The 26,828-nt window shown below is 43.7% G+C and carries 21 protein-coding genes; 16 read left to right on the forward strand and 5 right to left on the reverse strand.

Features of this window, described 5'->3' with window-relative positions:
- The first annotated feature begins 1,028 nt into the window (after positions 1 to 1,028).
- Both AACT23_RS17070 and AACT23_RS17075 read left to right on the forward strand, forming a co-directional pair.
- Entirely contained in the window at positions 1,029 to 2,246 is a 1,218-nt protein-coding gene (locus tag AACT23_RS17070) for a ParA family protein (RefSeq protein WP_026027506.1), read from the forward strand.
- Positions 2,247 to 2,253: 7 nt separating this feature from the next.
- Positions 2,254 to 3,225, forward strand: coding sequence for a ParB/RepB/Spo0J family partition protein (locus tag AACT23_RS17075; protein ID WP_017049342.1), 972 nt, complete (start codon positions 2,254 to 2,256; stop codon positions 3,223 to 3,225).
- A 71-nt stretch (positions 3,226 to 3,296) separates the two neighbouring features.
- Here the strand turns inward: AACT23_RS17075 and AACT23_RS17080 are convergent, their stop codons facing one another.
- A complete protein-coding gene (locus AACT23_RS17080) occupies positions 3,297 to 4,331 on the reverse strand; it encodes an ABC transporter substrate-binding protein (RefSeq protein WP_017044942.1) in 1,035 nt (344 codons plus the stop codon).
- A gap of 173 nt (positions 4,332 to 4,504) precedes the next feature.
- On the opposite strand from AACT23_RS17080, the gene AACT23_RS17085 reads away from it, so the two are divergent.
- The 14 genes from AACT23_RS17085 to AACT23_RS17150 all read left to right on the forward strand — a co-directional run bounded on the left by AACT23_RS17085 (position 4,505) and on the right by AACT23_RS17150 (position 20,432).
- Positions 4,505 to 6,568, forward strand: coding sequence for a tRNA(Met) cytidine acetyltransferase TmcA (locus AACT23_RS17085; protein WP_094128632.1), 2,064 nt, complete (start codon positions 4,505 to 4,507; stop codon positions 6,566 to 6,568).
- Between the two features lie 307 nt (positions 6,569 to 6,875).
- Positions 6,876 to 7,139, forward strand: coding sequence for an STAS domain-containing protein (locus tag AACT23_RS17090; protein ID WP_017044940.1), 264 nt, complete (start codon positions 6,876 to 6,878; stop codon positions 7,137 to 7,139).
- 23 nt (positions 7,140 to 7,162) lie between these two features.
- Complete coding sequence (locus tag AACT23_RS17095) at positions 7,163 to 7,522, forward strand: response regulator (RefSeq protein ID WP_040122889.1); 360 nt, start codon at positions 7,163 to 7,165, stop codon at positions 7,520 to 7,522.
- 59 nt (positions 7,523 to 7,581) lie between these two features.
- Complete coding sequence (locus tag AACT23_RS17100) at positions 7,582 to 9,738, forward strand: chemotaxis protein CheA (RefSeq protein ID WP_094128635.1); 2,157 nt, start codon at positions 7,582 to 7,584, stop codon at positions 9,736 to 9,738.
- A 21-nt stretch (positions 9,739 to 9,759) separates the two neighbouring features.
- Positions 9,760 to 10,290 (forward strand): chemotaxis protein CheW, encoded by a 531-nt coding sequence (locus tag AACT23_RS17105; protein WP_017044938.1) that lies wholly within the window; start codon positions 9,760 to 9,762, stop codon positions 10,288 to 10,290.
- A complete protein-coding gene (locus tag AACT23_RS17110; RefSeq protein ID WP_017042330.1) occupies positions 10,290 to 10,754 on the forward strand; it encodes a chemotaxis protein CheW in 465 nt (154 codons plus the stop codon). The genes AACT23_RS17105 and AACT23_RS17110 overlap by 1 nt, the downstream gene beginning before the upstream one ends.
- A gap of 10 nt (positions 10,755 to 10,764) precedes the next feature.
- On the forward strand, positions 10,765 to 12,783 hold the full coding sequence (locus AACT23_RS17115; RefSeq protein WP_017044937.1) for a methyl-accepting chemotaxis protein: 2,019 nt from the start codon (positions 10,765 to 10,767) through the stop codon (positions 12,781 to 12,783).
- Positions 12,768 to 13,628, forward strand: coding sequence for a CheR family methyltransferase (locus tag AACT23_RS17120; protein WP_017044936.1), 861 nt, complete (start codon positions 12,768 to 12,770; stop codon positions 13,626 to 13,628). Before AACT23_RS17115 ends, AACT23_RS17120 begins: the two co-directional genes overlap by 16 nt.
- Before the next feature lie 10 nt (positions 13,629 to 13,638).
- Positions 13,639 to 14,280, forward strand: coding sequence for a chemotaxis protein CheD (locus AACT23_RS17125; RefSeq protein ID WP_013868213.1), 642 nt, complete (start codon positions 13,639 to 13,641; stop codon positions 14,278 to 14,280).
- On the forward strand, positions 14,277 to 15,320 hold the full coding sequence (locus AACT23_RS17130; RefSeq protein WP_017042334.1) for a protein-glutamate methylesterase/protein-glutamine glutaminase: 1,044 nt from the start codon (positions 14,277 to 14,279) through the stop codon (positions 15,318 to 15,320). Before AACT23_RS17125 ends, AACT23_RS17130 begins: the two co-directional genes overlap by 4 nt.
- A 44-nt stretch (positions 15,321 to 15,364) precedes the next feature.
- Positions 15,365 to 16,543 carry a methyl-accepting chemotaxis protein gene (locus tag AACT23_RS17135; RefSeq protein WP_017046870.1) on the forward strand — a complete coding sequence of 393 codons (1,179 nt, stop codon included), beginning with the start codon at positions 15,365 to 15,367 and terminating at the stop codon, positions 16,541 to 16,543.
- Positions 16,544 to 16,554: 11 nt separating this feature from the next.
- Positions 16,555 to 16,854: an STAS domain-containing protein gene (locus tag AACT23_RS17140; protein ID WP_013868210.1), complete on the forward strand. Its 300-nt coding sequence runs from the start codon at positions 16,555 to 16,557 to the stop codon at positions 16,852 to 16,854.
- A gap of 18 nt (positions 16,855 to 16,872) precedes the next feature.
- The gene (locus tag AACT23_RS17145; protein ID WP_017050738.1) at positions 16,873 to 18,567 is read left to right on the forward strand and encodes an ATP-binding SpoIIE family protein phosphatase; all 1,695 of its coding nucleotides are present in this window, start codon (positions 16,873 to 16,875) and stop codon (positions 18,565 to 18,567) included.
- 188 nt (positions 18,568 to 18,755) lie between these two features.
- Positions 18,756 to 20,432: a DUF342 domain-containing protein gene (locus AACT23_RS17150; protein ID WP_094128638.1), complete on the forward strand. Its 1,677-nt coding sequence runs from the start codon at positions 18,756 to 18,758 to the stop codon at positions 20,430 to 20,432.
- A gap of 81 nt (positions 20,433 to 20,513) precedes the next feature.
- Here the strand turns inward: AACT23_RS17150 and AACT23_RS17155 are convergent, their stop codons facing one another.
- From AACT23_RS17155 to AACT23_RS17170, 4 genes are read right to left on the reverse strand one after another with little or no spacing between them, the layout of a single operon-like run.
- The gene (locus AACT23_RS17155) at positions 20,514 to 22,628 is read right to left on the reverse strand and encodes a type I secretion system permease/ATPase (RefSeq protein WP_013868207.1); all 2,115 of its coding nucleotides are present in this window, start codon (positions 22,626 to 22,628) and stop codon (positions 20,514 to 20,516) included.
- Positions 22,629 to 22,643: 15 nt separating this feature from the next.
- Positions 22,644 to 24,554, reverse strand: coding sequence for a bifunctional diguanylate cyclase/phosphodiesterase (locus tag AACT23_RS17160; protein ID WP_094128641.1), 1,911 nt, complete (start codon positions 24,552 to 24,554; stop codon positions 22,644 to 22,646).
- Positions 24,555 to 24,559: 5 nt separating this feature from the next.
- Complete coding sequence (locus tag AACT23_RS17165; RefSeq protein ID WP_026027195.1) at positions 24,560 to 25,222, reverse strand: transglutaminase-like cysteine peptidase; 663 nt, start codon at positions 25,220 to 25,222, stop codon at positions 24,560 to 24,562.
- A 44-nt stretch (positions 25,223 to 25,266) separates the two neighbouring features.
- Complete coding sequence (locus AACT23_RS17170; RefSeq protein ID WP_017046873.1) at positions 25,267 to 26,658, reverse strand: HlyD family type I secretion periplasmic adaptor subunit; 1,392 nt, start codon at positions 26,656 to 26,658, stop codon at positions 25,267 to 25,269.
- Positions 26,659 to 26,828: the final 170 nt, after the last annotated feature.

Raw genomic sequence — 26,828 nt, forward strand, 5'->3', positions numbered from 1 at the left:
CCTTCAGAAGCATGATCATATAAAACTGAAAACATGATCATTGTAGAGAAGAAAGCATGATCAATCACATTCCGAACGATGATCATCAGACGACTGAATCAATGATCAAACACTTTCTTAAAGCATGATCATGGCTCATGCACAACTTATCCACATGATGAGTTGAAGTGATTATTTTATTTGAGCTAGATGAAGAATATGGGCTTGGTTTTTCTTTGGAAAGATGATCAAGGAAGTGCATTAAATGTTCTTTCAAAGTCGATTTTGGCATAAACACGAATTGAAATGACAAATAACTCTTTTAACGGCTTCTATTATAAGGAGTGAGAGTGTGTCGAAAGCATGATCAAGAGCGCATTGAAGAAGGTTTTGTTATTTGGTGTGTTTTAAATTTTACTTGTTATGTACTAGGTATCTTGCTCAGCCCCTATTCCATCTGCAATCCCCCGTAATTATGCGCTATTTTTACATGCTTCCGAGCTTAAATCACACTTGATCATTGATCCGATGAAGATCCATTTGTTTTCTGATTATTTGCTGATAAGGAAGGCGCCAATTCCTCTTGATCATTGTTCCTGTGGCGAGGGATCTCTTCGGACGCATGATCATCATGTTAGCCTTGATCATGCGTCCTAGTACCCTGACGAAAAGGATAAGTTTCCCCTGCCCTATCGCTCTAGTTATTATTATTCATGTTCTACGATTATTTAATTGATCTGCCGGGGGAACATCATTCCAAATGACACATACCGTAAATTATGCTGCTTCTCTAATCGTTCCGGGTATTTTAAGCTCATTTACAATGTAAATAAGTTACGTTGTAATATTTTTAATGTTCAAATAAATAATGGACTAAGTTACCCATTATTTAAGGAAAAATGATGACCATAATGAGGTCAATTCATTAAATTCCGATATATTTTTCTATTTATTGTGATATTAATCTAAAAGTGAATGTTCACCTTTTTGTTGAGTATTAAATTGTTTGCTGTACAATCTGCATTAGGTACTTATTATGGAATTTGGCAATGAAAAGAGAACAAACCATAGCGAATCTCTACCAGCTCGCCGAGCAAACTCAACAGGTGCAAGCTGACCGAATTGAAATTGTTTTAGAAGAACGTAGTGATGACCATTTCCCAGCGATGTCAAAAGCGCTAATGGAAACTCGTTCAGGCTTAACACGCCGTAAGCTAGATGATGCCATTTCCAAAATGGAACAAGCTGGCCATCAATTTACTAAAAACAATGCTAATCACTATTCAATTTCTTTAGCGGAAGCCCACATGCTCATGGATGCCGCTGGTGTGCCTAAGTTCCACCAAAGGAAAAAGCATGGTGATCATAAGCCTTGGGTCATCAATGTTCAGAACCAAAAGGGGGGGACAGGTAAATCAATGACGGCTGTCCATCTAGCCGCGTGCCTCGCCCTGAATTTGGATCAGCGTTACCGTATCTGCTTGATTGACTTAGATCCGCAAGGTTCATTACGGTTATTTCTCAACCCGCAAATAAGTTTATCAGAGCACAGTAATATCTATTCTGCCGTTGATATTATGTTAGACAACGTGCCTGAAGACACTGAAGTGGACAAGGCGTTCTTACATAAGAACGTGATGTTGCCAACCCAATATCCCAATTTAAAAACCATCTCTGCATTTCCTGAAGATGCAATGTTTAACGCAGAAGCGTGGCAGTATCTTTCGCAAAACCAATCGCTTGATATTGTTCGACTGCTGAAAGAGAAACTTATCGATAAGATTGGCGATGATTTTGACATCATTATGATTGATACTGGCCCACACGTTGATCCATTGGTATGGAATGCAATGTATGCTTCCAATGCATTACTGATCCCGTGCGCGGCTAAGCGATTAGATTGGGCGTCAACCGTCAATTTCTTTCAACACCTTCCTACGGTTTATGAAATGTTTCCAGAAGATTGGAAAGGGTTAGAATTTGTACGTTTGATGCCGACGATGTTTGAAGATGATAATAAAAAGCAAGTCTCGGTATTAACGGAAATGAATTACCTGTTGGGTGATCAAGTCATGATGGCGACGATTCCGCGTAGCCGAGCATTTGAAACCTGTGCTGACACCTACAGCACCGTTTTTGATCTCACCACCAGCGATTTTGAAGGTGGTAAAAAGACGCTAGCGACTGCGCAAGACGCTGTGCAAAAAAGTGCACTGGAGCTTGAGCGAGTGCTTCACAGTCATTGGTCATCACTAAATCAGGGGTAAGTAAAACATGGCAATTAAAACGTCTGAACTAAATGCGAAACTGTTTGGTAAAGCGAATAAGCGACGTGCAACCACCCCGCAAGAAGCCCAAACGGCAGCGAAAGAACAAGCGCAAATCATCGAATTGGCGGTTGCGGGAGAAGAGTTAGTCACTTTCGAACTGGTCAGGATTCCCGCTGATCAAGTAGCGGAAAAGACGATTGTTTTTACGCAGAATGCGCGTGAACAAGCTTTTCTGAATGAGCATGCTCTATCTGATGTATTGAGTACATTACGCGAGCGTGGTCAGCAATATCCTGCGGTTGGTCGTAAAACCGCTGGGGGCAAAATTGAAGTCCTTGATGGCAGCCGTCGTCGAATGTCTTGTATCTTGGCGGGTAAAGAATTTTTGGTTTATGTTGCTGAAGACATAAACTCGGAACATGCGAAGTTTCTTTCGGATGTGGCAAACGCGCACAAGCCGCTTTCTCTTTATGAGAAGGGTAAAGAGATGCAAGCGAAGCTGGATAACGGTGAAGCGGAAGACCAAAAAGCTTTAGCCAAGATATTTCAGTGCAGTGAGGCCCTAGTAAGTGGTGCTCTAAAAGCAGCGGCTTTGCCACTTGAGCTATTGCAAGCTTATCCAAATGTGGTTGAATTAGGTCGTCCAACCATAGTTAAATTGCATAAACAATTTAATGAACTCGATGCAAAGCAACAAGCAAATTTGTTGGAAAAGTGTCAATCTGAAGATGGATTTGTTTGGCAGCGTAGTAGCGTACAAGGTGTTGCCCGATTGACGAAAGAAGTCACAGAGACAATAGAGTCTTGGATACAAGAGTTGTTGCCACCTAAGCGCACTGAGCATGTAAAAATTGATCTGATCAAAGGCCGCGTAAGTTACAGTCGTAAAGGCAGTAATTTAGCGCTTAATTTGAAAAAGGTGGATGATGCTACGGTGCAAGAAATATTAGATTTTATCCAATCTAAGCTTGATTAAGCATCCATCATGTAAAGAATAAAAACCCGCCACGGCGGGTTTTTTAGTAACTAAGTCTATTCAGTTCGAATCTATTGATTTCTTAAACGCTGCCAGTATTTTTCGTAGATAGCGAGCGCTTCAGGCCCAACATCATTAATGAATTCCCCTTTAGCCATATCTTCATCGGCTGGAAAAATCGTTGGATTGTCGCGAAGTTCTGCTGGAAGCAACGCTCGGCCGCTTTTTGTTGCCGATGCATAACCTAAGCTATTCACAATCTCAGCTTGGTTCTCTGCTTGATACATGAAGTTGATGAATTTATGCGCCAACGCTTTGTTGTTGCTTCCTGATGGAATAGTAAAGTTATCCATCCACAAGACTGCGCCTTCTTCCGGCATTACAAATTTTAGCTCTGGCATCTCAACTTGGCCTTGGTAGGCATTCCCGTTCCATTGCATCCCTAACGCTGCTTCACCTGAGACATAAGGCACATGTGGCGCATCAGAGTTATACAACAGTACATTATCTTTTAACGCGACCAATGATTGGTAGGCTTTTTCAATCTCTTTTTCATTTTTTGTATTAATACTGAAGCCATTTAAGATCAGCGCCATACCAAAGACATCGCGAATATCGTCAATCAACATCACTTGTTGGCTATATTTCTTATCCCACAAATCAGCCCAGCGAGAGACACCTTCTGGTACTAATGCTTCGTTATAGCTGAGGCCAGTGATCCCCCAAATATAGGGCAGGGAATAACTATTTTTGGGATCGTGTGCTTGGCCGAGTAGTGAAGGCATGGCATCTTTCATGTTCGGGATTTGTGCATGATCCAGCTCGGTTAGTAACCCTTCACGTCCCATTTTTTCAATGAAATACGCTGAGGCAAAAACCACATCATAACCGCCACCTTTGAGCAACTTGAGCTTGGTATACATTGACTCGTTATTTTCAAAGGTCGAATAGTTAATCGTTACCCCTTCCTGCTGCTCAAACTGCTTGAGGGATTTTTCTGGAAGATATCCTCCCCATGCATAAACGTTGAGTGTTTTGTTGTCTGCGCTTACGTGTGAAGAAGTTAGAGCTGCTGCCAAAACCAATCCTTTGATGAAAGTTTTCATTGCATTTGAATTCCTTAAATAGCCCAGAAGTGTACTGGGGTGTAGGTGAATAATTAGTTAAAAATGGTCACGATTAAAGCAAATATAATTTGTCGTAAAGAAAAATATTTTTAACGACGCACAGTGATTATAGCGGCTGTGCTACCATTGCGTTTCAGCGAGGTGGCGTAAATATGAACATGATAGCGGCTTATTTAGATGATTTGATGGTGCAGGCTGAGAATAGCCTATGGCGTATGGGGCTCTTAATCCGTGGTGAGCCTCAATGGCAACAACACGTGCTTATGCATTTTCTCGCAAAAAATGAGGGGCAAGCCATATTTCAGTTAGGCGGAGAACCGTTACCATGCGTTCGTTATGCCCCCTTCAACAAAGGGCAGCAGTTTCTTGGTCAAGAATGCCATTTACTTATTTGTGATAATCACCATGGTTTTGATGCGAACAGTTTCAGTGCTGCGCTGGGTTCACTGGTCGGTGGTGGGTTACTGTTGATCATTGAAGCCCCTCAGCGTAATGACTCTTTTGCTGAGCGCTGGTTAACGCGAGCGTTGGAACAGCTTGTTGTTATAGAACAGAATCAACCTTGCCCTCCTTTACCCGTTTATCCACGAGTCAGTTCTCAATCACCGATTTATGAACAGCAAGTTGATGCGGTTTCAGCAATTCTTCGTGTTATGGATGGGCATCGCAAGCGACCATTGGTTCTCACTGCCGATCGGGGACGAGGGAAAAGCAGTGCGCTTGGTATTGCTGCGGCTAAATTGATGGCGTCTCGTTCATTAGATATTGTGGTCACGGCACCCTCAATCCATGCCGTAGCGCCGATATTTGAACATGCGGCTAAAGGTTTAGCAGGCGCTCACGTCACCAGACAATCCCTTACTTGGCAAAACTCGTCATTGACGTTTGTGGCACCGGATGAGCTGATTTTGCATCGGCCACAGTGTGATCTCCTATTGGTAGATGAAGCGGCCGCGCTGCCTTTATCAATGTTAAAAAACTGGGTTGAACACTATCATCGTGCGGTCTTTTCTACCACCATTCATGGCTACGAAGGGTGTGGGAGAGGGTTCACGCTTAAGTTTCAAACTTGGTTAGCACACCATCGAGCTGGGACTCGAACTCTCCATTTAGATCAGCCGATCCGTTGGCGTCAGGGTGATCCGTTAGAAGCGTGGCATTACGATACTTTCCTCCTTCGTTATGATTTAGCTACATTGCCGACGATGACATCAGAACAGTTAGCGACACTTAACATTGAGCATCTGGATAAGGCTCAACTCATTGCCAACCCGACACGCTTAGCCGCTATTTTTTCGTTATTAGTGAATGCTCATTACCAGACATCACCGAACGATCTATTTCATTTTTTAGCGGACGATAAAGTTCAGCTAGTTGCTGCAATGGTAGGCGAGGTTTGTGTCGGTTGTTTGCTGACAGTTCGTGAAGGTGGGCTTTGTAGCGCTTTAGTGGAAGAGATCCAACGAGGAAAGCGGCGTCCTAAAGGTCATCTAGTTCCTGTTTGCTTAGCTAATCAAGTAGGTATTACGCAGGCAGCGCAGAGTGTTTGTCAGCGCATCATGCGTATTGCAGTTCATCCCGAATTACAAAATCAAGGGTTAGGCAGCCGCTTGATTGAAGCGTGCATGTTGGAAAATGATGCCGACTATTTAGCGACGAGTTTTGGCGTAACGAGCGATTTAATGGCTTTTTGGGCTAAGAACCAATTTGTTCCGATAAAACTAGGGAGCCACAGAGACAGCGCAAGTGGCTGTTTTTCCTTAATCATGCTCCAAGAGAAAAAATTGGATTGGTTAACTCGGGCTGAACAAATTTTCGAGCAGCATTTCATTTTCTCGCTATCTGATTCTTTGCAAAGTTTAGAGCCGGCTTTGGTTCGGACCATCTTGTCATTAGTCCGAGATCGTGTCGCATGCGCGGATTCAAATGAAGTTAATTTCCTACCTTATTCATTGCTACGTTGTTACGCACAAGGCGGTGCGGATTATGAGAGTGTGAGTGTATGGATTCATCGGCTAATTACTTCATTGGATAAAGCTGCTCTATCACTGTTATCTGATGTACTTATTGTCAAAGTATTGCAAAGGAAAAGCTGGCAAGAGTGTGCCAGTCAATTAAACCTCACTGGACGGAAAATGATTGAGGCTACCCTCCGTCATGACCTTAATCGACTATTAGATGATTTACACTGTAAAGTGGATCATTCAACGCAATGAACTGCAGCCAATTTACACTGTAAAGCGTGAATAATGTAAGAGCAGACACCTTTTCCAGATGTACTGTGCTTGTCATATGACAAAAAATCCTACTACTTACGTCTTAAGAGTAGGATTTTTTTGTTCTAGTCACAGAATAAAAAATCCAAACTATATTAATGAGTTAACCATACGGTCCCCCTTATTGTGAGGTTTTTATTTTTGTTCCTAACGTGTTCAATCATTTGCTTAATGAGTATTCCCTCCTACACTCAAAGTCAGGTGTTCTCCTAAAAAATAGAATATAAATAGTACGTAAGGATGAGATATGGATTTTTTGTTGGCGGAGTCTTTGGAAATTTCAACGGTACTAGATTCCAAAGCAAATTATCTTCAATGGCTAAGCCTAACTCCTCCTTTAACGATAGATGCATCACGAGTCAATAGCGTGGATGCTGCCGGTCTGCAACTGCTTGCTTCTTTGTTTATGACAGCAGAGCGAGCTGGAATTGAGATCACTTTAGTTAACGCAACAAACACGCTCAATGAAGGTATTGCGCTACTGGCTTTAGAAAGCTTGTTCGCAGAGTAATGAGATTTTGCAAGGAAGGGGCTATGACAAAGATCCTCGCGGTTGATGATTCGGTTTCAATTCGTCAAATGCTAAGCCATACATTGAAAGATGCAGGCTATGAAGTTGAAACTGCTATTGATGGAAGTGATGCATTACGTAAGGCACAACAAACCAAATTTGATGTTGTTATTTCGGACGTCAACATGCCAGTGATGGGTGGTTTTGAGTTAGTTAAAGCGATACGTGGTCATGCTCAATATAAGTTTATTCCTATTTTGATGCTAACCACCGAAACGAGTATGGAAAAGAAACAAGAAGGAAAACTCGCTGGAGCTACAGGATGGTTGGTTAAACCGTTCAACCCTGAGACGCTATTGAAAACACTAAAACGGGTCATATAGAACACCGTATTTTATTAGAAGCTTCATTCGTTAAACGACGTTAACTGGCAGGAAGAGCTATGGCTTTAGACATGGAACTGTTGCGCAAGATGTTTTACGAAGAGTGTCGTGAAAATCTTGAAGTGCTTGAAAATGTACTGCTTAATCTTGACCCTAATCAGGTTGAGAAAGAGACTATTAATACCATTTTTCGGGCTGCCCATTCGATTAAAGGTGGCGCTGCGACCTTTAGTTTACTGGATATCAGTGAATTTACCCACTCTGTCGAAGCGTATCTTGACCTCGTCCGTAACGAAAAATCAACTCTCACTGCTCAAAGTGTGGACATTTTACTGAAAAGCGGTGATTGCATTCGCAATATGCTCGCGGGGCATGAGAGCCACGGTGAGGTTGATAGTGAGCTTCAGCAGAGAGTCAGCCAGTCATTGCATGCTTTACTTGCCGACAATTCAACGGTTGATCATGAACTAGCAGACCATCACTCGCTTGACGCCGAAGATGAACAGACGTCATCGCTCTTAAAGGCTTCTGACAACGAGAACCACTTAGGTTGGAAAGTCGTTTTTACTCCGCATAGAGAACTTTATTTCAGTGGTAATGATCCACTTCGGTTGCTGCGAGAGCTTTATGAACTGGATGATCAGTGCAGGGCGGAAGCTCAGCTTGAGCACCTTCCCGAATTAGCGGAAATAGAGGCTGAGCTTTGTTATTTAAGCTGGACTATTTTTCTCAGTAGCCAAGTGCAAGAGAGTGATATTCGCGAAATTTTTGAATGGGTTGAAGATGAATGTGACCTAATTGTTGAACCTTTAGTACCAGAATCGACGACCCAAGATATGATCAGCGAGAGCAAGGAATCTTCGGCCGAGGCGCTACCTACGTTTCATGCGAACGCTGTTCCCCCTACAGAATCAGCAGAGCAAGTTGATCTCATAAAACCCATCGATCTCATAAAATCAATAGAGTCTACGCCCGCTGTTGCGCCCAAAGTGGCGAAAGCAGAATCCAGCGTAAGCTCTATTCGCGTCGATATTGAGAAAGTCGACAGCCTGATTAATTTGGTTGGGGAACTTGTTATCACCCAATCAATGCTGACCGAAATCGGTAACGATTTCACCATGGATAAATTAGAAAAGTTGCAAGCAGGCCTAGTTCAGCTTTTACAAAACAGTAAAGATTTACAAGAAAATGTGCTCAATATTCGCATGCTGCCGATGAGCTTTGCTTTTAGCCGCTTTCCTCGCCTTGTGCGAGACTTGTGCGGCCGACTTGAAAAAAAAGTAGAACTGAACATCATTGGCGAGCACACCGAGCTCGATAAAACCGTCCTTGAACGTATTGTTGATCCATTGGTTCATTTAGTCAGAAATGGTATTGACCACGGAATTGAGCAGCCACACATTCGCCTTGAACAAGGCAAACCAGAAATCGGCACCATTGAACTACATGCTTATCATCAAGGTGGCTCAATAGTGATCGAAGTGAAAGATGATGGCGCGGGGATAAACTGTGAAAGAATATTTCAAAAGGCGCTAGAAAAAGGTGTATTACCTAAAGATACACGGCGTGAAGATATCACCGACAAACAGATCCTTAACCTTATTTTTGCCGCAGGGTTTTCAACAGCAGAACAAGTGTCTGATATTTCAGGTCGTGGCGTCGGTATGGATGTTGTAAAACGTAATATCGAAGAGTTGGGTGGGCATATTGATGTCGAATCCACTTTAGGTAAAGGCAGCCATTTCACTATCTGTTTACCACTCACTTTAGCCATCCTCGATGGGCAATTGATCAAAGTAGGCGGGGAAGTTTACATCATCCCACTGCTCACCATTATCGAATCTATCCAAATCAACCTAGCTAATGTGAAGTATGCCGCCGGTGGGGTTGAGCTGTACCGGCTTCGTGACGAAAACATTCCTATCTTACGTCTGCAAGATGAACTGGAAATGGGATCAAGTGGTGCTTTGCCCGATAGAATACTCTGCTTTGTTGAAGCCGCTGGGTGTCGCGTTGGCTTATTGATTGACGAGCTGCTAGACCAGCAGCAAGTGGTTATAAAGAGCTTAGAGTCAAATTACTGCAAAGTGGCAGGCATATCAGGAGCTACGATTTTGGGAGATGGTTCCGTTTCGCTCATTTTAGATATTCAAGGGTTAATCTCCACGTACTCGAATCGACGTTCAAGTTTATCTCCCAAGATTATTGCCGCTTAGTGAAGGTGACAGAGAAGAGCCATGGAATATGATTATTCACCAAATCATCAACAAGAGAATCAAACACAGAGTGTTTTGAATGCTGTGTATGAAGAAAGAAGCTGTGAGGCCGATTTTCTGAGTTTCCGGTTAGCGAACGAGTTGTACGGGGTGGCAATTCAAGATGTTGAAGAGATTCGAGTGTGGGAGCCACCTACGCCTATTCCTCGCGCGCCTAGCTTTGTGAAAGGTGTGATTAATTTACGCGGTATGATTGTGCCTATTATCGATCTGCGCCTTCGATTTGGTATGGAGGCTTGTGGCTACTTTCCCACGACTGTGGTGTTGGTACTTCGTAGCCTTCAACAAGAGCGGCCTCGTATTATGGGCTTAGTCGTTGATGCAGTGAGTGATGTGATTGGCCAGGGAGATAATGTGCTGTTTCCAGCCGTGGGGGAAACACCTGCCGCTGCGTATTCGCTCGGTTTGCTCAATGTTGGCGAAGAGGTCATGTCACTGCTCGATACCCAAGGGCTCCTTGATATGCACCGAATACTGAGTGAGGAACCCTGATGTCTAAACAAGAGTTTCTTAGTTTCGTGCTGGATAACGATGAGTACGCTGTGCCAATCCTTGAGGTCCGAGAAGTTCGCGGCTGGAGTGATGTGCGCTCTGTACCCAATGCACCGGATTACTTAGTTGGCTTACTCAATATTCGTGGTGAGTACGTACCGATTGTTGATCTTCGAATTCGTTTTCATCTGCCACCTGCACAGATTGGGGCCACGACAGTTGTTATCGTTTTGAATGACGCGCAACGCAATCCGCTCGGCATTATTGTCGATGGTGTTTCAGAAGTGTATGACTTAGCCGCTGAAGAGATAAAACCTGTACCAGCCTTATCCACCACGGTTGAACCACAATTTATGAAGGGAATTGCTAGTGTGGCTAACGGTCATTTGATCCTAATTAATATCGAGACCCTTTTTGATGTACCTGGGTTAAATCAGACATTCGTAGAAGACGCTATTTTGTGAGGGAATACTCATGGCATTTTGGAACCGCAAACCAGAACCAAAAAAATTTGTTGAGCAGATAGAAGATCCATTGGTCGATGAGAATGAAGGGCTTTCCAATCAGCAGCTTCTTTCTGCTCTTAATGCAGCAAAAACCGCATTGATGATGATTAACCGAGATTTTCAAATCACCTATCTCAATAAGCAGTCATTGATTCTACTCAAGCAGCATGAAGTGCTTTTTCAAAGTGTCTGGCCTGATTTTAAAGCTGAAGAGTCGTCATTGATTGGCTACTGCATCGATGGTTTTCACGTCAATCCACAGCATCAACGCCAAATGTTGTCTAATCCAGCCAACTTGCCTTTCACTACCATGATTACGATTAAAGGAGTGAAGATCGAGCTTAATGTTGGCGCCATTATTGATGAAGACGGTATTTATATCGGGAACACATTAGAGTGGCGTGATGTCACTCAAGAGATTGCAAAAGAGCAAGAAATTGGCCGCTTAGCTTCGGCAGTCGAGGGGATGACAACCAACCTAATGATGGCCGATAAAGAGGGTATTATTCAATACTTAAACCCTTCATTGACCAAGTTGATGCGTACAAGAGAAAGTGAGTTAAGGACAGTATTAACAAGCTTTGACGTCAATAATCTGGTCGGACAAAATATCGATATCTTTCATAAAAATCCGGGCCATCAACGTAGCATTATTGCCAACCCTGATCGTTTGCCATTTTCATCCAACATCAAAGTGGGGGCGCTGCAATTTAATTTAACTTGTATTGCGATGCACAATCACAAAGGGGAATACATTGGCCCTGCATTGCAATGGATCGATATTACCGAACAACAAGATGGTCAATACCAAGTAGAGAGCCTCATTCAAAAAGCGATCGCAGGGCAGTTGAATGAACGAATTGATACCACTGTGTACAGCGGATTTATGCGGGAGTTGGGCGAGGGGATTAATAACTTGCTTGATACCTTAGTTTCACCGCTGGCTCAGTGTATTGACGTCATGAGTAAAGTGGCGGATGGCGATTTGAATACCAAGATGGAAGAGGGTAGCCAAGGTGAGTTTGGTCAACTGCAAAATGCGGTCAATACCTCGATTGCTAACCTGCGCGATATGGTTGAAAAAATCACCATTTCTTCTGCCAGAGTGGCTACGGCGTCAACAGAAATCGCGCAAGGCAATAATGATTTGAGCCAACGGGTGGAAGCTCAAGCATCCAATTTAGAAGAAACGGCCGCGAGTATGGAAGAGATGACAGCGACCGTGCGCCAAAATGCAGATAACGCCAAAGGTGCGAACGATCTAGCGAGTGATGCTGCCAAAAAAGCCAGTAAAGGTGGTGAAGTGGTGGGGCAAGCGATCTCGGCCATGTCGGAAATTAATCGTTCGAGTAAGAAGATTGCCGATATTATTGGAGTGATAGACGAGATAGCCTTTCAAACCAATTTATTGGCTTTGAACGCAGCGGTAGAAGCGGCAAGAGCCGGAGAACAAGGGCGTGGATTTGCTGTTGTTGCTGGAGAGGTTCGAAACCTTGCGCAGCGTAGCGCAGCAGCGGCGAAAGAGATTAAAGGGCTGATTAAAGATAGTGTTGAGAAAGTCGAAGAGGGATCGCGTTTAGTTGATGAGTCAGGAGCAACGTTGAATGAGATTGTGGACGCTGTAGCAAAAGTATCTGATCTCATCGCCCAAATTGCATCATCCAGTATTGAACAATCGACGGGCATTGACGAAATTAATCGTGCAATTACAGCCATGGATGAGATGACACAGCAAAATGCCTCTCTTGTTGAACAAACCTCTGCGGCCAGCCAATCGTTGAAAGATGAAGGGAAAGAGCTGATTAGCTTGATGAGCTATTTCACCACCGATGACAACATCAAAACGTTCGAGCCCAAAAGAACACCCATCTCCGCCCATCAACCCAAACCCAAGGTCAAGAAAGTGGCTGGCATTAAAGCCACCAATAACGTTGCCAATTCTGGGCTCAACCTCAATGAGGATGGAGATGAATGGGAAGAGTTCTAACAGATAGCCATCCAATCATGATGAACAATGACCAAGAATTTGAACTCACCGCAAAGGATTTCAAATTCATCCAGTGGTTTATGCACAAAACGGCCGGCATTTACTTGTCGGATGCCAAGCGAGCGATGGTTTACGGCCGTTTGAGCCGTCAGATGCGTCGACGGGGGATTCAGCGTTTCTGTGATTACAAGGAGCTTATTGAGCATAATGAGCAAGAGCGGATCCACTTCATCAATGCGTTAACGACTAACAAAACCCAGTTTTTTCGCGAGTATCACCACTTTGAGTTTTTAGAAAAAGTACTGCTCGATGAGTGGCGATCACAGGGCGTGCGTCATCCTAAAATTTGGTCTGCTGGCTGCTCTAGTGGTGAAGAGCCATACAGCTTTATTGCGTCGTTATACAGCAGCGGTTTATTTGATTTCGCGGACAATGTTGATATCTACGCAACAGATTTAGACACACAGGTTTTGGCACATGCGCAAGCGGGCATTTATACCGATGAGGCTGTGGTTACTATTCCACAGCACTATCTTAAAAAGTGCTTTGTAAAAGGGCGCGGTATCAAACAGGGAAAAATAAAAATCGCCAGTCAGTTGCAACGTTTTGTCCATTTTCAGCAACTGAATTTATTATCTCCTTGGACGTTACCTAAGAATTTAGACCTCATTTCGTGCCGAAACGTGATGATCTACTTTGATAAACCCACTCAGGAGGCTTTGATCGAAAGGTTCTATGAATGGTTGAAACCGAATGGGATTTTATTTTTGGGTCATTCAGAAAGTGTGGGGCGCTGTGCTGATGTTTTTCATCATCTCGGCCACACCATTTACGTGAAAAAATGAGGAACAATTAATGACCTCGTTGGCGATGCATTTGGCAACCGACAATCGGAATTTCAGCCGATTTTATCATCCCCAACAAAAAGTGGATTGGGTAAAGGTTTTGCCCGGTGGGTTGTACTGTACGATGCGACAAGAGGTCATTTGTACCGGTTTAGGTTCTTGCGTTACCGCCTGTATGTGGGACCAAGCGGCCAAAGTTGGGGGGATGAACCATTTTTTATTGCCTTTTGATCAGCATTCACAAATTGATCACTGGCATCCTGATGATATTGCTTCAACCGCCTCTCGTTATGGTTGCTATGCGATGGAGCTACTGATTAATCAGTTGATCAAAATGGGGGCTGAGCGTCAGCGCTTACGAGTAAAACTCTTTGGTGGAGCACAAATGCTGGGTTTTAAAGCCATGATTGGCCAGAAAAACATAGATTTCATCAAAAACTATGTTGAGCAAGAAAGGCTTATTGTCGAAGCCAGTGACTTGGGGGGGGACGAACCGAGAAAAGTCATTTTCGAACCCATGACAGGTAAAGTGTGGCTAAAAAGAATTCCATTGACCGAAGTGAGCCGGTTAAGTTTTCAAGAAAAGGTTTATGCCACACAGTTGGATCGTAAAGCGCATAAAGAGAGTGATGATGTGGAGCTATTTAAATGAAAAAAATCAAAGTGCTGATTGTCGATGATTCTCCCGTTTTTAGAGCACTGCTCTGCGAGCTGATTAATGCTGACCCTATGTTAGACGTCGTCGCAATGGCACAAGATCCTTACCAAGCCCGAGAGCTTATCAAGCAGCACAACCCTGATGTGCTAACGCTAGATATTGAAATGCCAAAAATGAATGGCGTGCAATTTTTAAAAAATATTATGCGGTTACGCCCTATGCCGGTAGTGATGATTTCAACCTTGACCCAGCATGGCGCTCAAGCCACGTTAGAAGCATTAGAGCTTGGTGCAGTGGATTACTTCCCTAAACCGTCGGTCGAAAACACGGCTGAAATGGCAAGTTATAGGGAGCTGGTGAACGACAAAATAAAAATGGCGGCAGGGGCAAATGTCGTTCAATCGCATCATTCTGCGGCGGTTAATCAGGTCGAACTGATAGCGGCTAGCCACCAAGAGGCGCGTTATCAGTTGATCGCGATTGGAGCCTCAACGGGCGGAACAGAAGCATTAAAAAGCATATTCTCTGTTTTACCAGCAGGGTTGCCACCGATCGTGATCACTCAACATATCAGTGCGATGTTTACTCGCCCCTTTGCAGAGCGTTTGAATCTTTGTAGTGCCGTAGAGGTGAGAGAGTTGTCCGCTAATCAAGCACCTTTAGTGAATGGATGCGCTTATGTTGCTCCCGGAGATAAGCATCTGATGGTGATAAAAAAAGGCACTCACCTTTACTGTCAAGTTGACGATAGACCTGCGGTCAATCGTCATAAACCCTCAGTAGATGTGATGTTTGATACGGTTGCTGAAAATGTGGGAGACAAAGCCATCGGTATCCTCTTAACCGGGATGGGTAAAGATGGAGCGCAAGGCATGCTCAAAATGAAGTTGTGTGGCGCATTGACTTTAGCTCAAGACGAAAAAACATCAGTGGTGTGGGGAATGCCCAAAGCGGCAGTAGAGATTGGCGCAACACAGAATATCAAAGCGTTAAATGCCATACCACAATGGATTTGTGATGAGCTCTATCGCTAGTGTTGTCTCATTAAATAAGCTCAACATAGAGAAGCAAGGAATGGGTGATGATAAATAAAACAGTGACACCAAAAGCAAAATATATTTTAGCTTTAGTTTTGCAGCTAATGGCCCTTTTTGCCGTCATGCTTCACTCCCCTAATTTATGGAGCATGGGGCTAATGATTTTTGCAGCAGCAATACCTTGGCTAGTATTGTCTATGAATTTTAGTGAACAAAACAAAGCTAAAGCCAACCAAAATAAGGTTGAAGAAGAGTCCACTCTTGAAACGCAGCAACATCTACAGAGTATTGAAAAACTGTTCAAAGAGACGCTACCTAAAGTGAGTAGCCCTTTAACCATGCAGCACACCGTGATTGAAGGTTCAGTAGAGACATTAAATAACGCATTTTTTGGCTTGCAAGATATCAGCCAAAAACAGAGTCACGTCTCAAGTACCTTGGTCAATAACTTATTGGCAAACCAAGGCAGCGAATATGATCTCACCACCGTACTACCAAAGACTGAGGCGATTATTGATGGCTTTGTACAAATTCTGATTGATATTTCGGAGAAAAGTATTTCAGCGGTACACAGCATTCACGACATGTCAGAAAAATTGGATATGGTATTTAAACTGTTAAATCAAGTGAGAAGCCTATCGGAACAGACCAACTTATTGGCGCTGAATGCGGCGATTGAAGCGGCGCGAGCGGGCGAGGCAGGGCGAGGCTTCGCGGTCGTGGCTCAAGAGGTGCGCGACTTGTCGGTTAAAGCAAGAGCACTGAATACTCAAATTGAATCAGAAATTAATGTTGCTCAACAAACAGTACAAAGAGCAAACAAAACCGTTGGCGAAATGGCATCGATAGATATGACTCACGTGATTGAGTCGAAAGAGAAAGTGGACCACATGCTACGTGGTGTCCAACAAGTGAATATAGAAATAGAGCAAGAAGTGCAAAAAATTCAAGAATTAGGACAAGAATTAACCCAGCAAGTGAGTAATGGCGTCCGTGCCCTTCAATTTGCTGACATTGTGGTTCAACAAAGTGATTATGCGCATGCGTCTATTGATTATTTGCAAGAAGCAAATGAGCTATTGAACGCTTTACTAACACAAAGCATGACTAAAGCAGCATGGGCAGAACAACTTCACCAATTGACAGAGCGCCTGCACAATCGAAGTGGTCCCGCCGCAATCCAAACTAATATGGACGAAGGCGAAGTCGAGCTGTTTTAGGAGGGAGTACGATGAGTATAGAAACTGAAATAGATAGCAATGCGAAACACATTACTATCGCGATTGATGGTGCTTTTGGCTTTAACTTAGTTAAAGAATTTCGTAATAGTTATTCACCCTATCGAGGTTTTAGATTCACCATTGATTTACGCAAGGTGGACTATATTGACAGTGCTGGTCTTGGCATGCTGCTCAATATGCAGAAATATCTTGAGCAAAGTGATGGCATGATCCGAATTACCAATACCTTACCCCAAATAAGGAAAATCTTACTGATTTCTCGATTTGATAAAAAATTTAGTATCGAATAATGCTTAAGGAGTGAGCCGATGCGCGTAACGATTGTTGATGACCATAAATCAAATAGAGAGCTCTGTCGGTTTATTTTATCGCCTATTGTTGAGCACATAGATACCTTCGAAAATGGTGCTGATGCTGTTGAGGCGATGCTCGTCATGGACGTCTTACCCGACGTTATTTTGTTGGATGTGATGATGCCAGTTAAAGATGGTTTCACCACCGCAAAAGAGATCCGCGACTCTTTTCCAAATCACCATATCCCAATTATATTTTTGACCGTGCTTGATGATCATGATTCGTTTGAACGTTGCTTATCGCTGGGCGATGATTTTATTCTTAAACCAGTAGAGCGAAGCGTACTGCTCGCTAAAGTGCAGGCTCATTACCGTATTGTGAAAATGCATAATGAAGTCACTCAACAGCGAGATAAACTCAATTATTTCAACGAACAAGTACAATATGACTATGCCATCGCCGAATCCATTTTCACCAACTTAATGGAGGAGATGAGTGCAAAAGTCAGCAATATCTATGGCATCAGTTATATCTCCACACCTTCGACCATTTTTAATGGTGATCTCATCATTGTGGCGAACCGGCCCTATGGTGGCGTCTACATCATGATCGCCGATGCCACTGGGCATGGATTACCTGCCGCGATTTCAACGATCCCTGCTACGCGTACTTTTTTTTCAATGGCTGAAAAAGGGATGTCGCTTGGCGAAATGGTCGCTGAACTTAATAGTGCGCTGGTAAAGTTTTTGCCTGTTGGCATGATGCTTGCGGCCAGTGTATTTGAGATACGAGCCAACGGCTTCGAGGTTTCGTGGTGGGGAGGTGGTTTGCCTGATGGTTATTTACTGGATGAAGAGAGCAATATCGTTCGTCGTCTCGTTTCCACACATATGCCACTGGGAGTTCTGGATGCTGATGAATTTGAAGTAAATTTAGTTCATCTCAAATTAAAACCTAACCAAACTATCCTCTGTTATACCGACGGTATTACCGAAGCGATGAATGAAAACGGGGAACAATTTGGCCAGTTGCGACTCGAACAAGTTTTGCAACGGAACGGTAAGACTCAGATTTCAGATTTGTACGATGAAGTATGCCAGTTTTCCAATCGTGGCCATGGTGATGATCTCTCAATTCTTTCAATGACATTTCCAATTACCAATAATAATGAAATATTAGCGTCGCAAAAAAAACAGTTTCTTAGCCATATACCAATGCAAAGCCATCTCTTTTTTCCTGCTTCAATTCTTAAAAAGATTTCAATTATGGTCGAGATGCGTAACATTGTTCGCGGTTTTATCAGTGGTGGCGAGCATCTTGACCTCGTTTGCTCTGTATTGTCAGAACTGTTTGCTAATGCCATTGAGCATGGGTTATTAAAACTTAATTCCTCACTAAAAGATGACCCAGATGGATTTCTCACTTTTTACCAACGACGTGAAGAGTGTATGGATGAGTTAGATGAATCGTTATGGATTAAACTAGACATTGATTATGACCCAACGGTGGGAGAATTGAGCTTTTCACTTGAGCATAATGGCGAAGGCTTTGACTACCAACATACGGTTGTAGACGGCAACTGTACACACGGTCGAGGGATTATTTTGGTCTCTAAATTGTGTGAGTCATTGGAATATTCAAAAGATGGTTGCACTGTTAAGGTGACTTACGCCTTTAACAGTAAACATGATTTTCCGATATTGTCTTAATACTGAACAGATTATTTACACTGTAAAATTCTGCGTAACTCATTCTTTCGTTTATTTTTAGGTTATGTGGTTCGTTTCGTCGTGACTAAGTGATGTAGCCCTTAATTTGGTTGCCTAAAGATTTAGTCCATACTGTAAATTGTATACACTGCCATATGAACGGAATCTAACCATATGGGTTAAGTAGTATGTGGAAACGCTTAATTTCGCTTTCAGAGGACAAAAAACAAGTCATTGCCCAGTTGCCTGGGACGGAGTCCATCGACAAAAATTTTGACCAAGCAGGCTTGAAAGAAGCATTGTTTGAGTTATCTGCATCGACATTTTTCTTAAATGAAACTGAAGTTACCCGCTTTATCAACTGTGCAAAAGAGGGTAAGGGTGAAGCATTCTCTGGAATCACCATTGCAGAGAAAAAGAACGCTTCGGTTGAGATTGAATTTAGTGATCGAGATATGTTAGCCAGCATGGTCGTGACGGGTGCATATGGTGGCAGAGCATTGCGCGGTAGTGAGTTGGTGTATGCATTGGCTCATTCCCACGTGACAAAAGGCATCAACAAACTGGCTTTAAAGAAAGTGTTAATGGTAAGTAATACCTTGAAGCCAGGGGAAGTATACACTCAGCCTGTTGCGCAGGGGCGCGAACCCATTCAAGGTAAAGACGCACAATTTGTTCCTTTGGTTGAGGATGTCAGTAAGCGCGTGTTAGCACCGACCAAAAAGCAAGGACAGAACAAAATTGATATGCGCAACTTAGGTGAAACCATCACTGTTGGTCAAGATGATGAAGTGATGCGTCGAATTCCTGCAACAAAAGGAACGCCAGGCTATACCGTGCAGGGAAAAGTGCTGGATCCTAAACCAGGTAAAGACTCGGCCTTAGTTGCAGGAAAGGGGTCTTACATCTCACCCAATGATCCGAATGTGCTACTGGCCAGTCAAGCGGGCATGCCTATCCTGAAAAGTAAAACGGTTGATGTCGATAACGCTTTATGTTTAAACAACGTCAGTGTAGCCACTGGCCACGTGAAATTTAAAGGATGTGTTGTCATCACGGGCGATGTCGAGCCTGGGATGATCGTGAGAGCGACGGGCTCAATCACCATCGGTGGGTTTGTTGAGTCTGCTGATGTTCAAGCCCAAGGTAATATTGATGTTGGTAAAGGCATTATTGGCCATACGGTGTTTGATGATGAAGCAAGAACATGCATTATCAAATCAGGAGGCTCTATCACGGCTAACTATGCTCAATTTAGCGAACTGCAAGCGGCAGATGACATCAATTTAGCGGTTCACAGCATGAGCAATGAATTGCGCTGTGGCAATGATCTAAAAGTATTAGATAGTAAAGAGAAGCAAGGCACACTCAGCGGTGGTCACGCGAAAGTTGGTGGTAAGATCGTTTGCTTCAATCTAGGTGTTGAAGGCGATACCGCCACGGCTGTGCAGGCTTTTGCTCGTTATGCTGTGTATAAAGAACGGGTCGCGAAACACAAAGAGCATTATAAACAAGCGCAAGAAGCGACGATGGAAGTGATCCGCCGTGAAATTGAATTTAAGAAAAAGCCTAAAGCGGAACGCTCGGAAGAGGAACTGCTAAAAATTGATGAATTTAAGAAACAGACTAATGATCGTTTAGAAAAAGCAAAATTGGCGTTGGATATGCTGGGAGAGGAGTTTGAGCAATTGCTCGAAATGAATACGATCGAAGTCAAAAATAAAGTTTATACCCATGTTTCGGTGCAATTTGATGATGAGCGGATCATCACCAAGCGGGCTCATGGCGCTAGTATCTTCTCATTTAACCAGTATGAGATTAAATGTGCTTCGATGCTTGAAGATGAAGATGTCGGAGGGATCTAACATTCTTATCTCAGAGTGCTAAGCAAAAAACGAGGCATTTTGCCTCGTTTTTTGCTGATCATGCTATTTCTAGTAAGGTGGCTATTGCACCGATCTCACTTTGCCCTGTTTGAGATCGTTTAACACCATCGATTTAGGACCATCGGCAATGACACAGCCTTTCTCCATCACAATGACGCGATCAACCACATCGAGCATTGACGTTTTATGAGTAATTAATATTAACGTCTCACTTGGTGTCAATTGAGACAGTTGATGTTTGATGTGCATTTCAGAACGATTGTCCATGGCGCTGGTGGGCTCATCAAGTAGCAAAACGGGTGGGCGTCCGAGCAGTGCACGAGCAATGGCTACCGCTTGCCTCTGACCACCAGACAACAACAAGCCGCCTTCACCCACTTGTCGTTCTAACCCCGCAGGGTCTTGCTGTGTGAACGCGGTAACTCCCGCTCGGTTGGCGGCATCCATCACATCTCTATCATCAACTAAGGGACGCCCGAGCGTGATGTTATCGCGAATTGAACCGTAAAATAGGTTGCTGTCTTGAGGTACGCAACCAATATTACGTCTCACATCAATGTGATGCAGTTGCGCGATATCGGTGTCATCAATACGAACATTCCCCTCGGTCGGTTGATATAACCCCATAATAAGGCGCTCTAAGGTGGTCTTCCCTGAGCCGATGCGGCCTATGATCGCTACTTTTTCACCCGGATGAATCGTTATACTTAAGTCACGTATTGATGCAACAGGCGCATTAGGGTAGTGAAAAGTGATTTTGTCTAGCTCAATTTTACCTTGCACAATCGGACGATGAATATAGCGTTTACCTTCTTCTTGCTCATCGGGCATTTGCATCACTTGCTCAATGATTTTTAAGGACGATTTGGCTTGGTTGTAGCGTGTTGAAAGTAATGATAGTTGCACCATTGGGCCAATCGCACGGCCGCTGAGCATGGTTGCGGCGATGAGCCCACCCATAGTTAAATCGCCGTTGGATATCAGATAGACGCCTAAGATGATCATGCCAACGTTCGCGGCTTGCTGAACAAAGCCGGCAGTATTTTGAATACCATCAGTAATTCTACGGCTTTTAATGTTCCAGTTCGCCATGTGCGCGACCGCTTCTTCCCAGCGATATTGAAACTGACTTTGAGCGCCAAAGAGTTTCACCGTTTCAAGTCCAGCTAAACTTTCAATCAGGTTGGCGTATTTTTGTGATGCCAGTCGAGAGCCCTCTTCAATCGCACGTCGTAGAGGTGCTTGGATGAGCAGAGAATAGATAGCAATGATCAGTACACCAGCGATAGGTACCAGCACTAAGCTGCCCGCCATTAGCCAGATCAGCACTAAAAAGAGCAGTGCAAATGGCAGGTCAATCAATGATGAGATGGTTGCTGAGGTAAAGAATTCGCGTATGGATTCGAACTCTTGTAAATGTCGCGCAAACGCACCGACAGAGGGAGGACGAGACTCCATTCTGATCCCCATCACTTTACTAAAGAGCTTGGAAGAGATCAGAATGTCAGATTTTTTGCCCGCCACATCAATAAAATAACTGCGAAGTAGTTTGAGGAGCAGATCGAATAAGAAGATTACAAAAATCCCGCTCGCTAATACCCACAAGGTTTCAAACGCAAGGTTAGGCACGACTTTGTCATACACTAAACGGCTGAACATTGGTGCCGCAATGGCAAACAAATTGATTAAAATGGAAGCGATCAACACATCACGATAAATGTGCTTTGACTGCCATAACGTACCCCAAAACCAGTGGCCATCACGGGTCTTTAATATTTCTGGTGAGCGCTCGTCATAGCGAAACTGTTTTTTCACCATGAAGTAGCGGCCAATATAGCGTTCAGTCAGTTCCTCTAAGGGAATAGCTACGGGGATTAGACCAGACTCCGCAGTGACGACCTCAGCTTCTTGATTCGCTTCGTTGATGCTGCTGAGCACACAGGCTTCACCGCCTTTTAAAATTAAGATAACGGGGAAAACCAATTTTGGGATTTGATCCAATGCTGAGCGATTTTCCTTGGCGATTAACCCCGCTCTTTCGGCTGCTCGAGGAAAGAGAAAAGGCGTCAGTTTCCCATCTGATAAAGGTAGGCCGTTGATCAGTGCTTCTGGGGAATTCGCCAATCCATAATAACGACTCACATAGATAAGCGAATTGAGTAGCGTGTCTTGCATTACATCTGACCTTTTTTATTTATCCACAATAAAGCCTTGGAAGACTTCTATAAAATGCTCGGAAAGGAAATCAAGTTGAGTTTGCGTTTCTACCCTTGACGCAATTGTGGTGATTCCTAAATTGTGTGCTGTGCGAGAAATCGACGTTAAGGTGAATTTTTGCTTTTCATCGTCGAGATGGTGAGTAAATAGATAATCGAGTTTCACGTATTTTGGACGGTACTCGTTGATGTAGTCTAATGATTGGAAATTCCGGCCATAGTTATCGACACCAAAGTCTGCGCCGGCTGCTCTTATGGCATTACAAAATAGCGCCGTATGGTGAGGGGCGTTGAGGAATGCGTTTTCCGGTATTTCAAAGTGTAGGTTCTCACAGATAGAGCGATGCTTCGCCAGAGTCTGAGTGACCCAACGAATAAAACTGGGTTGAGAAAGGCTGCTTTGAGCGATATTAATGGCTAATGGTTCGGCTATCTCTCCCGTTTCGAGCTTGCTAATCATCGTTTCAATAACATATTCATCAAAAATATGGCTGGCATTGAGTTGGTCGAGTGCAAATAAGTATTGGTTAGCGCTGTAGCGTTTGCCATCGTGCTCAATCGCTGAAAAAACTTCGCGGTGGAAAGTTTGTCCCCAGCTATTATTGGCTGACTGCAAACGGAAACTGAACCAATCGTTATGGATAGCTTCTTCAACCAATGCTTTCCATTGCTGTTTACCCATCACAGTTTGTTTGGTTTCACTGCTGACAAAGCCGTAAATCAGCTCTGGATTTGCAGTTGCAATGGCTAACGCGTTGTCGAGCAAGGAAAGTAACTGCGTTGAAGATTTTGGTTCTTTATTATGAACAACACCTAAAGAGACTTTGGCTGATGCCATGCCAGTCGGGTCGGCTAGAGTGTCTTGCACAAAATTCATAATACTATCGGCGATGATTTTGAGTTCACTCTCTTCCATGTTGGGCAAAATAAAGCCAAACTCTTCGGTAGAAATGCGTGCCAGAGTCACATCAGGTGAAGTAATCGACACTTTTAGATGCTCAGCCAAATGGCGTACCATACCATCGCCTGCTTCATAACCCTTTTCTTCGTAAAGCTCTTTGATAAACTCTGCTTGCAAAATAGCAGCGCCACCTATGGCACTTTCTGATAGCCAACTACTGAGTTGACTCATGTAATAGGCGCGGTTGCCAAGTTGAGAAACTGGGTCAATATAAGCACGCTCACGCAGTTGCTGAGCTTCTTGCGCCTGAGCTTTGAACGCTTTTTCAACCTGCGCTGACATGCTATTGATACCATCAACTACATAAATCAGATCTTTGGTCGCTGGCCGCGGTAGCGGTTCACCAAAATGGTTGCGTGCGACTTGCTCCATTTTTTCGACAATCATTTGCAGCGGGCGTAAAGCGCGCTTCAGAATGAAAGCGATGGCGGCAAGGCCAATCACAAAAATAGCGCTAAACGCGATAAGTAGCCGAATCAGCGCCTTCCATAATTGCGCATAGGCCTCGCCAGGGTGGCTGACAATTTCGACTTCAGCAAGCTGCATCCAACCACTGGTTACAACGCGTTGATCATGGATCGGTGCAAACAGGTGTAAATTGGTAAACCATTGCGGAACGTTATTGGGTTTTACAGGGTAAGATCGCAGAATCTCTTCGTCATCGTCTAGAAAAATCAATCGTACGACTGAGTAAGAGCTGCCATCAAACAAGGCATTGATAACCGACTCAACCGCAATCTTATCTTTCTTCTCCAAATAAGGTGCCAGCGCCAAACCGACGGTGTTGATGGTGTTGTTGACTTCAGAGCGCTGCTGCTGCTCTAAGTTGTTGCGGGTCGTATTGAATTCAATAATAAAGACTGAAGTCATCAGCATAATGAAGACGGCAATCATTCCCGCGACAAGTTGTTTATATAGCGTCATATTACTTACTCATCGTAACTTACAATTGGTTTATTCAATTTTAGCGAGCGTTCCCGTTCACGTAAGTCATTCCAAAGACTTAATCGTGAAGAGTCTCCTGCAAGCTGGCCATTTTTGGATTTCATTAGCCATAAATTTTTACCGTTAAAGCTGTAGATCGGTAACAGATCACGGCGTGTTGATGCTGGCTTAATCTCAGGGTTTATATTGTCTAAAATTAAGGGCTCGGCATTGGGTGTTGAATAGTACGCAAGAACCATATGAAACTGATTTAATTCAATGGCTTTAACATACACGAGGCGCAACTTTTTATCATCGATACCCAGTTCAAGCAGGGAGAAGTACTTCGCAATTGTGAAATCTTCGCAATCCCCTGCGTTGCTTCCTAGAAACTCAAGTGGTGTCGCCCAGTAGTCATTTTTCCCCCATAAATCGATATCATTAACAAAGTACAGCTGATTGAAAAATCGATTTATTTCGGTCAATTTGTCACGTTCGGGAGCATTTTGGTGCTTGGCAATTTCTTTGCGCCATGTTTCGACGCGTTTTCCCGCTCTTGTGCCATAGGTAAGCGCGACCGCATCGACCCACTGCTGCTCTTTGGTGTTGAGCGCTTGGGGGGATGAGGGCATAAATAGCAATAAAACCAGTGGCAGCCAAAACTTCATCAAAAACCGTCAATCATGAATATATTAAAAAGCATAAGTGAACCTTATTCTCTTAGCGCATTTTTTTGTGCACTGAGTATGGGCTTTAGTAGATAATCCATCACGGTTCGTTTACCCGTAATAATATCAACAGAGGCCGTCATTCCTGAGATGATAGGCAGGTTAGCATCATGCCCTAAGCTGGTTTGATTGGTCCTTACTCGGACTAAATAATAGCTTTTGCCTTCTTCATCTTGAGTTGTGTCGGCACTGATATGCTCAAGTGTCCCTTCCAAGCCGCCATATTTGGTGAAATCATAGGCGCTGAATTTTACGATGGCGGGCAACTCTGGTCTTAAGAAGGCGATGTCTTGTGGGGCAATTTGCGCTTCAACAAGCAAGGTATCCTCAGTTGGGACTACTTCAACAATATCCATACCGGGCTGGATAACACCGCCAACGGTGTTGACGTAAAGCGTCTTAATCGTTCCTGTCACAGGCGATAGCACAACAGTGCGATTTACCTTATCTTCAAGCCCAACGGCTGATTCTGTGATTGCTGAAAGTCTATCTTGGGCTTCGTTCAGTTTGTCTTGCTGCTGTGAGCGAAACTTTTGAGCCGCATCAATACGGTTGAGCACCGCTTCGCGAATCGCTGATTTTAATACTGGGATGTTAAGCTCGCTGGTGGTCATTTCACGGCGAGTATCGTTTACTTGGCGCTGTAGTTTCAGCAGCTCAATTCGTGGCACGACACCTTCGTCTGCTAAAGGTCTAGTGATCTCAAGCTCTTTATTCGCAAAATCATAACTTTGGCGCAAATTTTTCACGCGCGCTTGTATTTCAACCAACTCTTGTAGTTTCTGTTTGACTTGTTGATCTAAAAGAGAAAGTTGGTTGCGTAAGTTATTAAGATCTTGCCGGTAGGCGGCCCTTTGTCTATTAACTAAATCGGGTTGGTTGTCTGTTAACAGCGGTGGAAAGGCGAGTTTGTTATAGTCAATTTTGACGCTATTTTGCCAGTTGTCATCATCAATCTCTTCGTTGATCATCACGCTAGTAATGGAAGCGGATAGCTGTAGAACACTGGCGGTAAGGTTAGCGACTTGTTGTTCACGTTCGCGGTAGTCTGAGCGGAAACGAGTGTCATCAATCAATAACAGTTGTTGGCCTTTTTGCACTCGTTCACCTTCGCGAACCAATATCTGTTTGACTAAGCCTCCTTCCAAGTTTTGAACCACTTGGACTTGCGATGACGGAACGACTTTGCCTTGTCCAACTGTCACTTTGTCGACCTGTGCCCATGAGGCCCAGACGATGGCTAAGAGGAAAAAACAGACCATAACCCAGAGCATCACACGTGCACTGTTGGGCGTGTTCAGTAGCAGAGCCGCCGTTTTGTCGTCTACGTACTCCAATTCTGTCGAAGAGAGCTTGTTATAACTCTTGTTGCTCATCGCTTATCCTTTGCGCCTAATCGTAGTGTATTTCCCTTTTCTACTTAAAGCTGTAGAGGGAGGCTACAACTGTAAGTTGTTTGGGTATAGTTGCTTGATTTTATTACTTGTCTAGCAAAATGTTAAGGATTTGCCACTCATCATGAGATTACTATTCACCATTTGAATTG

This window comes from Vibrio sp. V09_P4A23P171, assembly GCF_963875615.1.
Lineage (GTDB): Bacteria > Pseudomonadota > Gammaproteobacteria > Enterobacterales > Vibrionaceae > Vibrio > Vibrio anguillarum.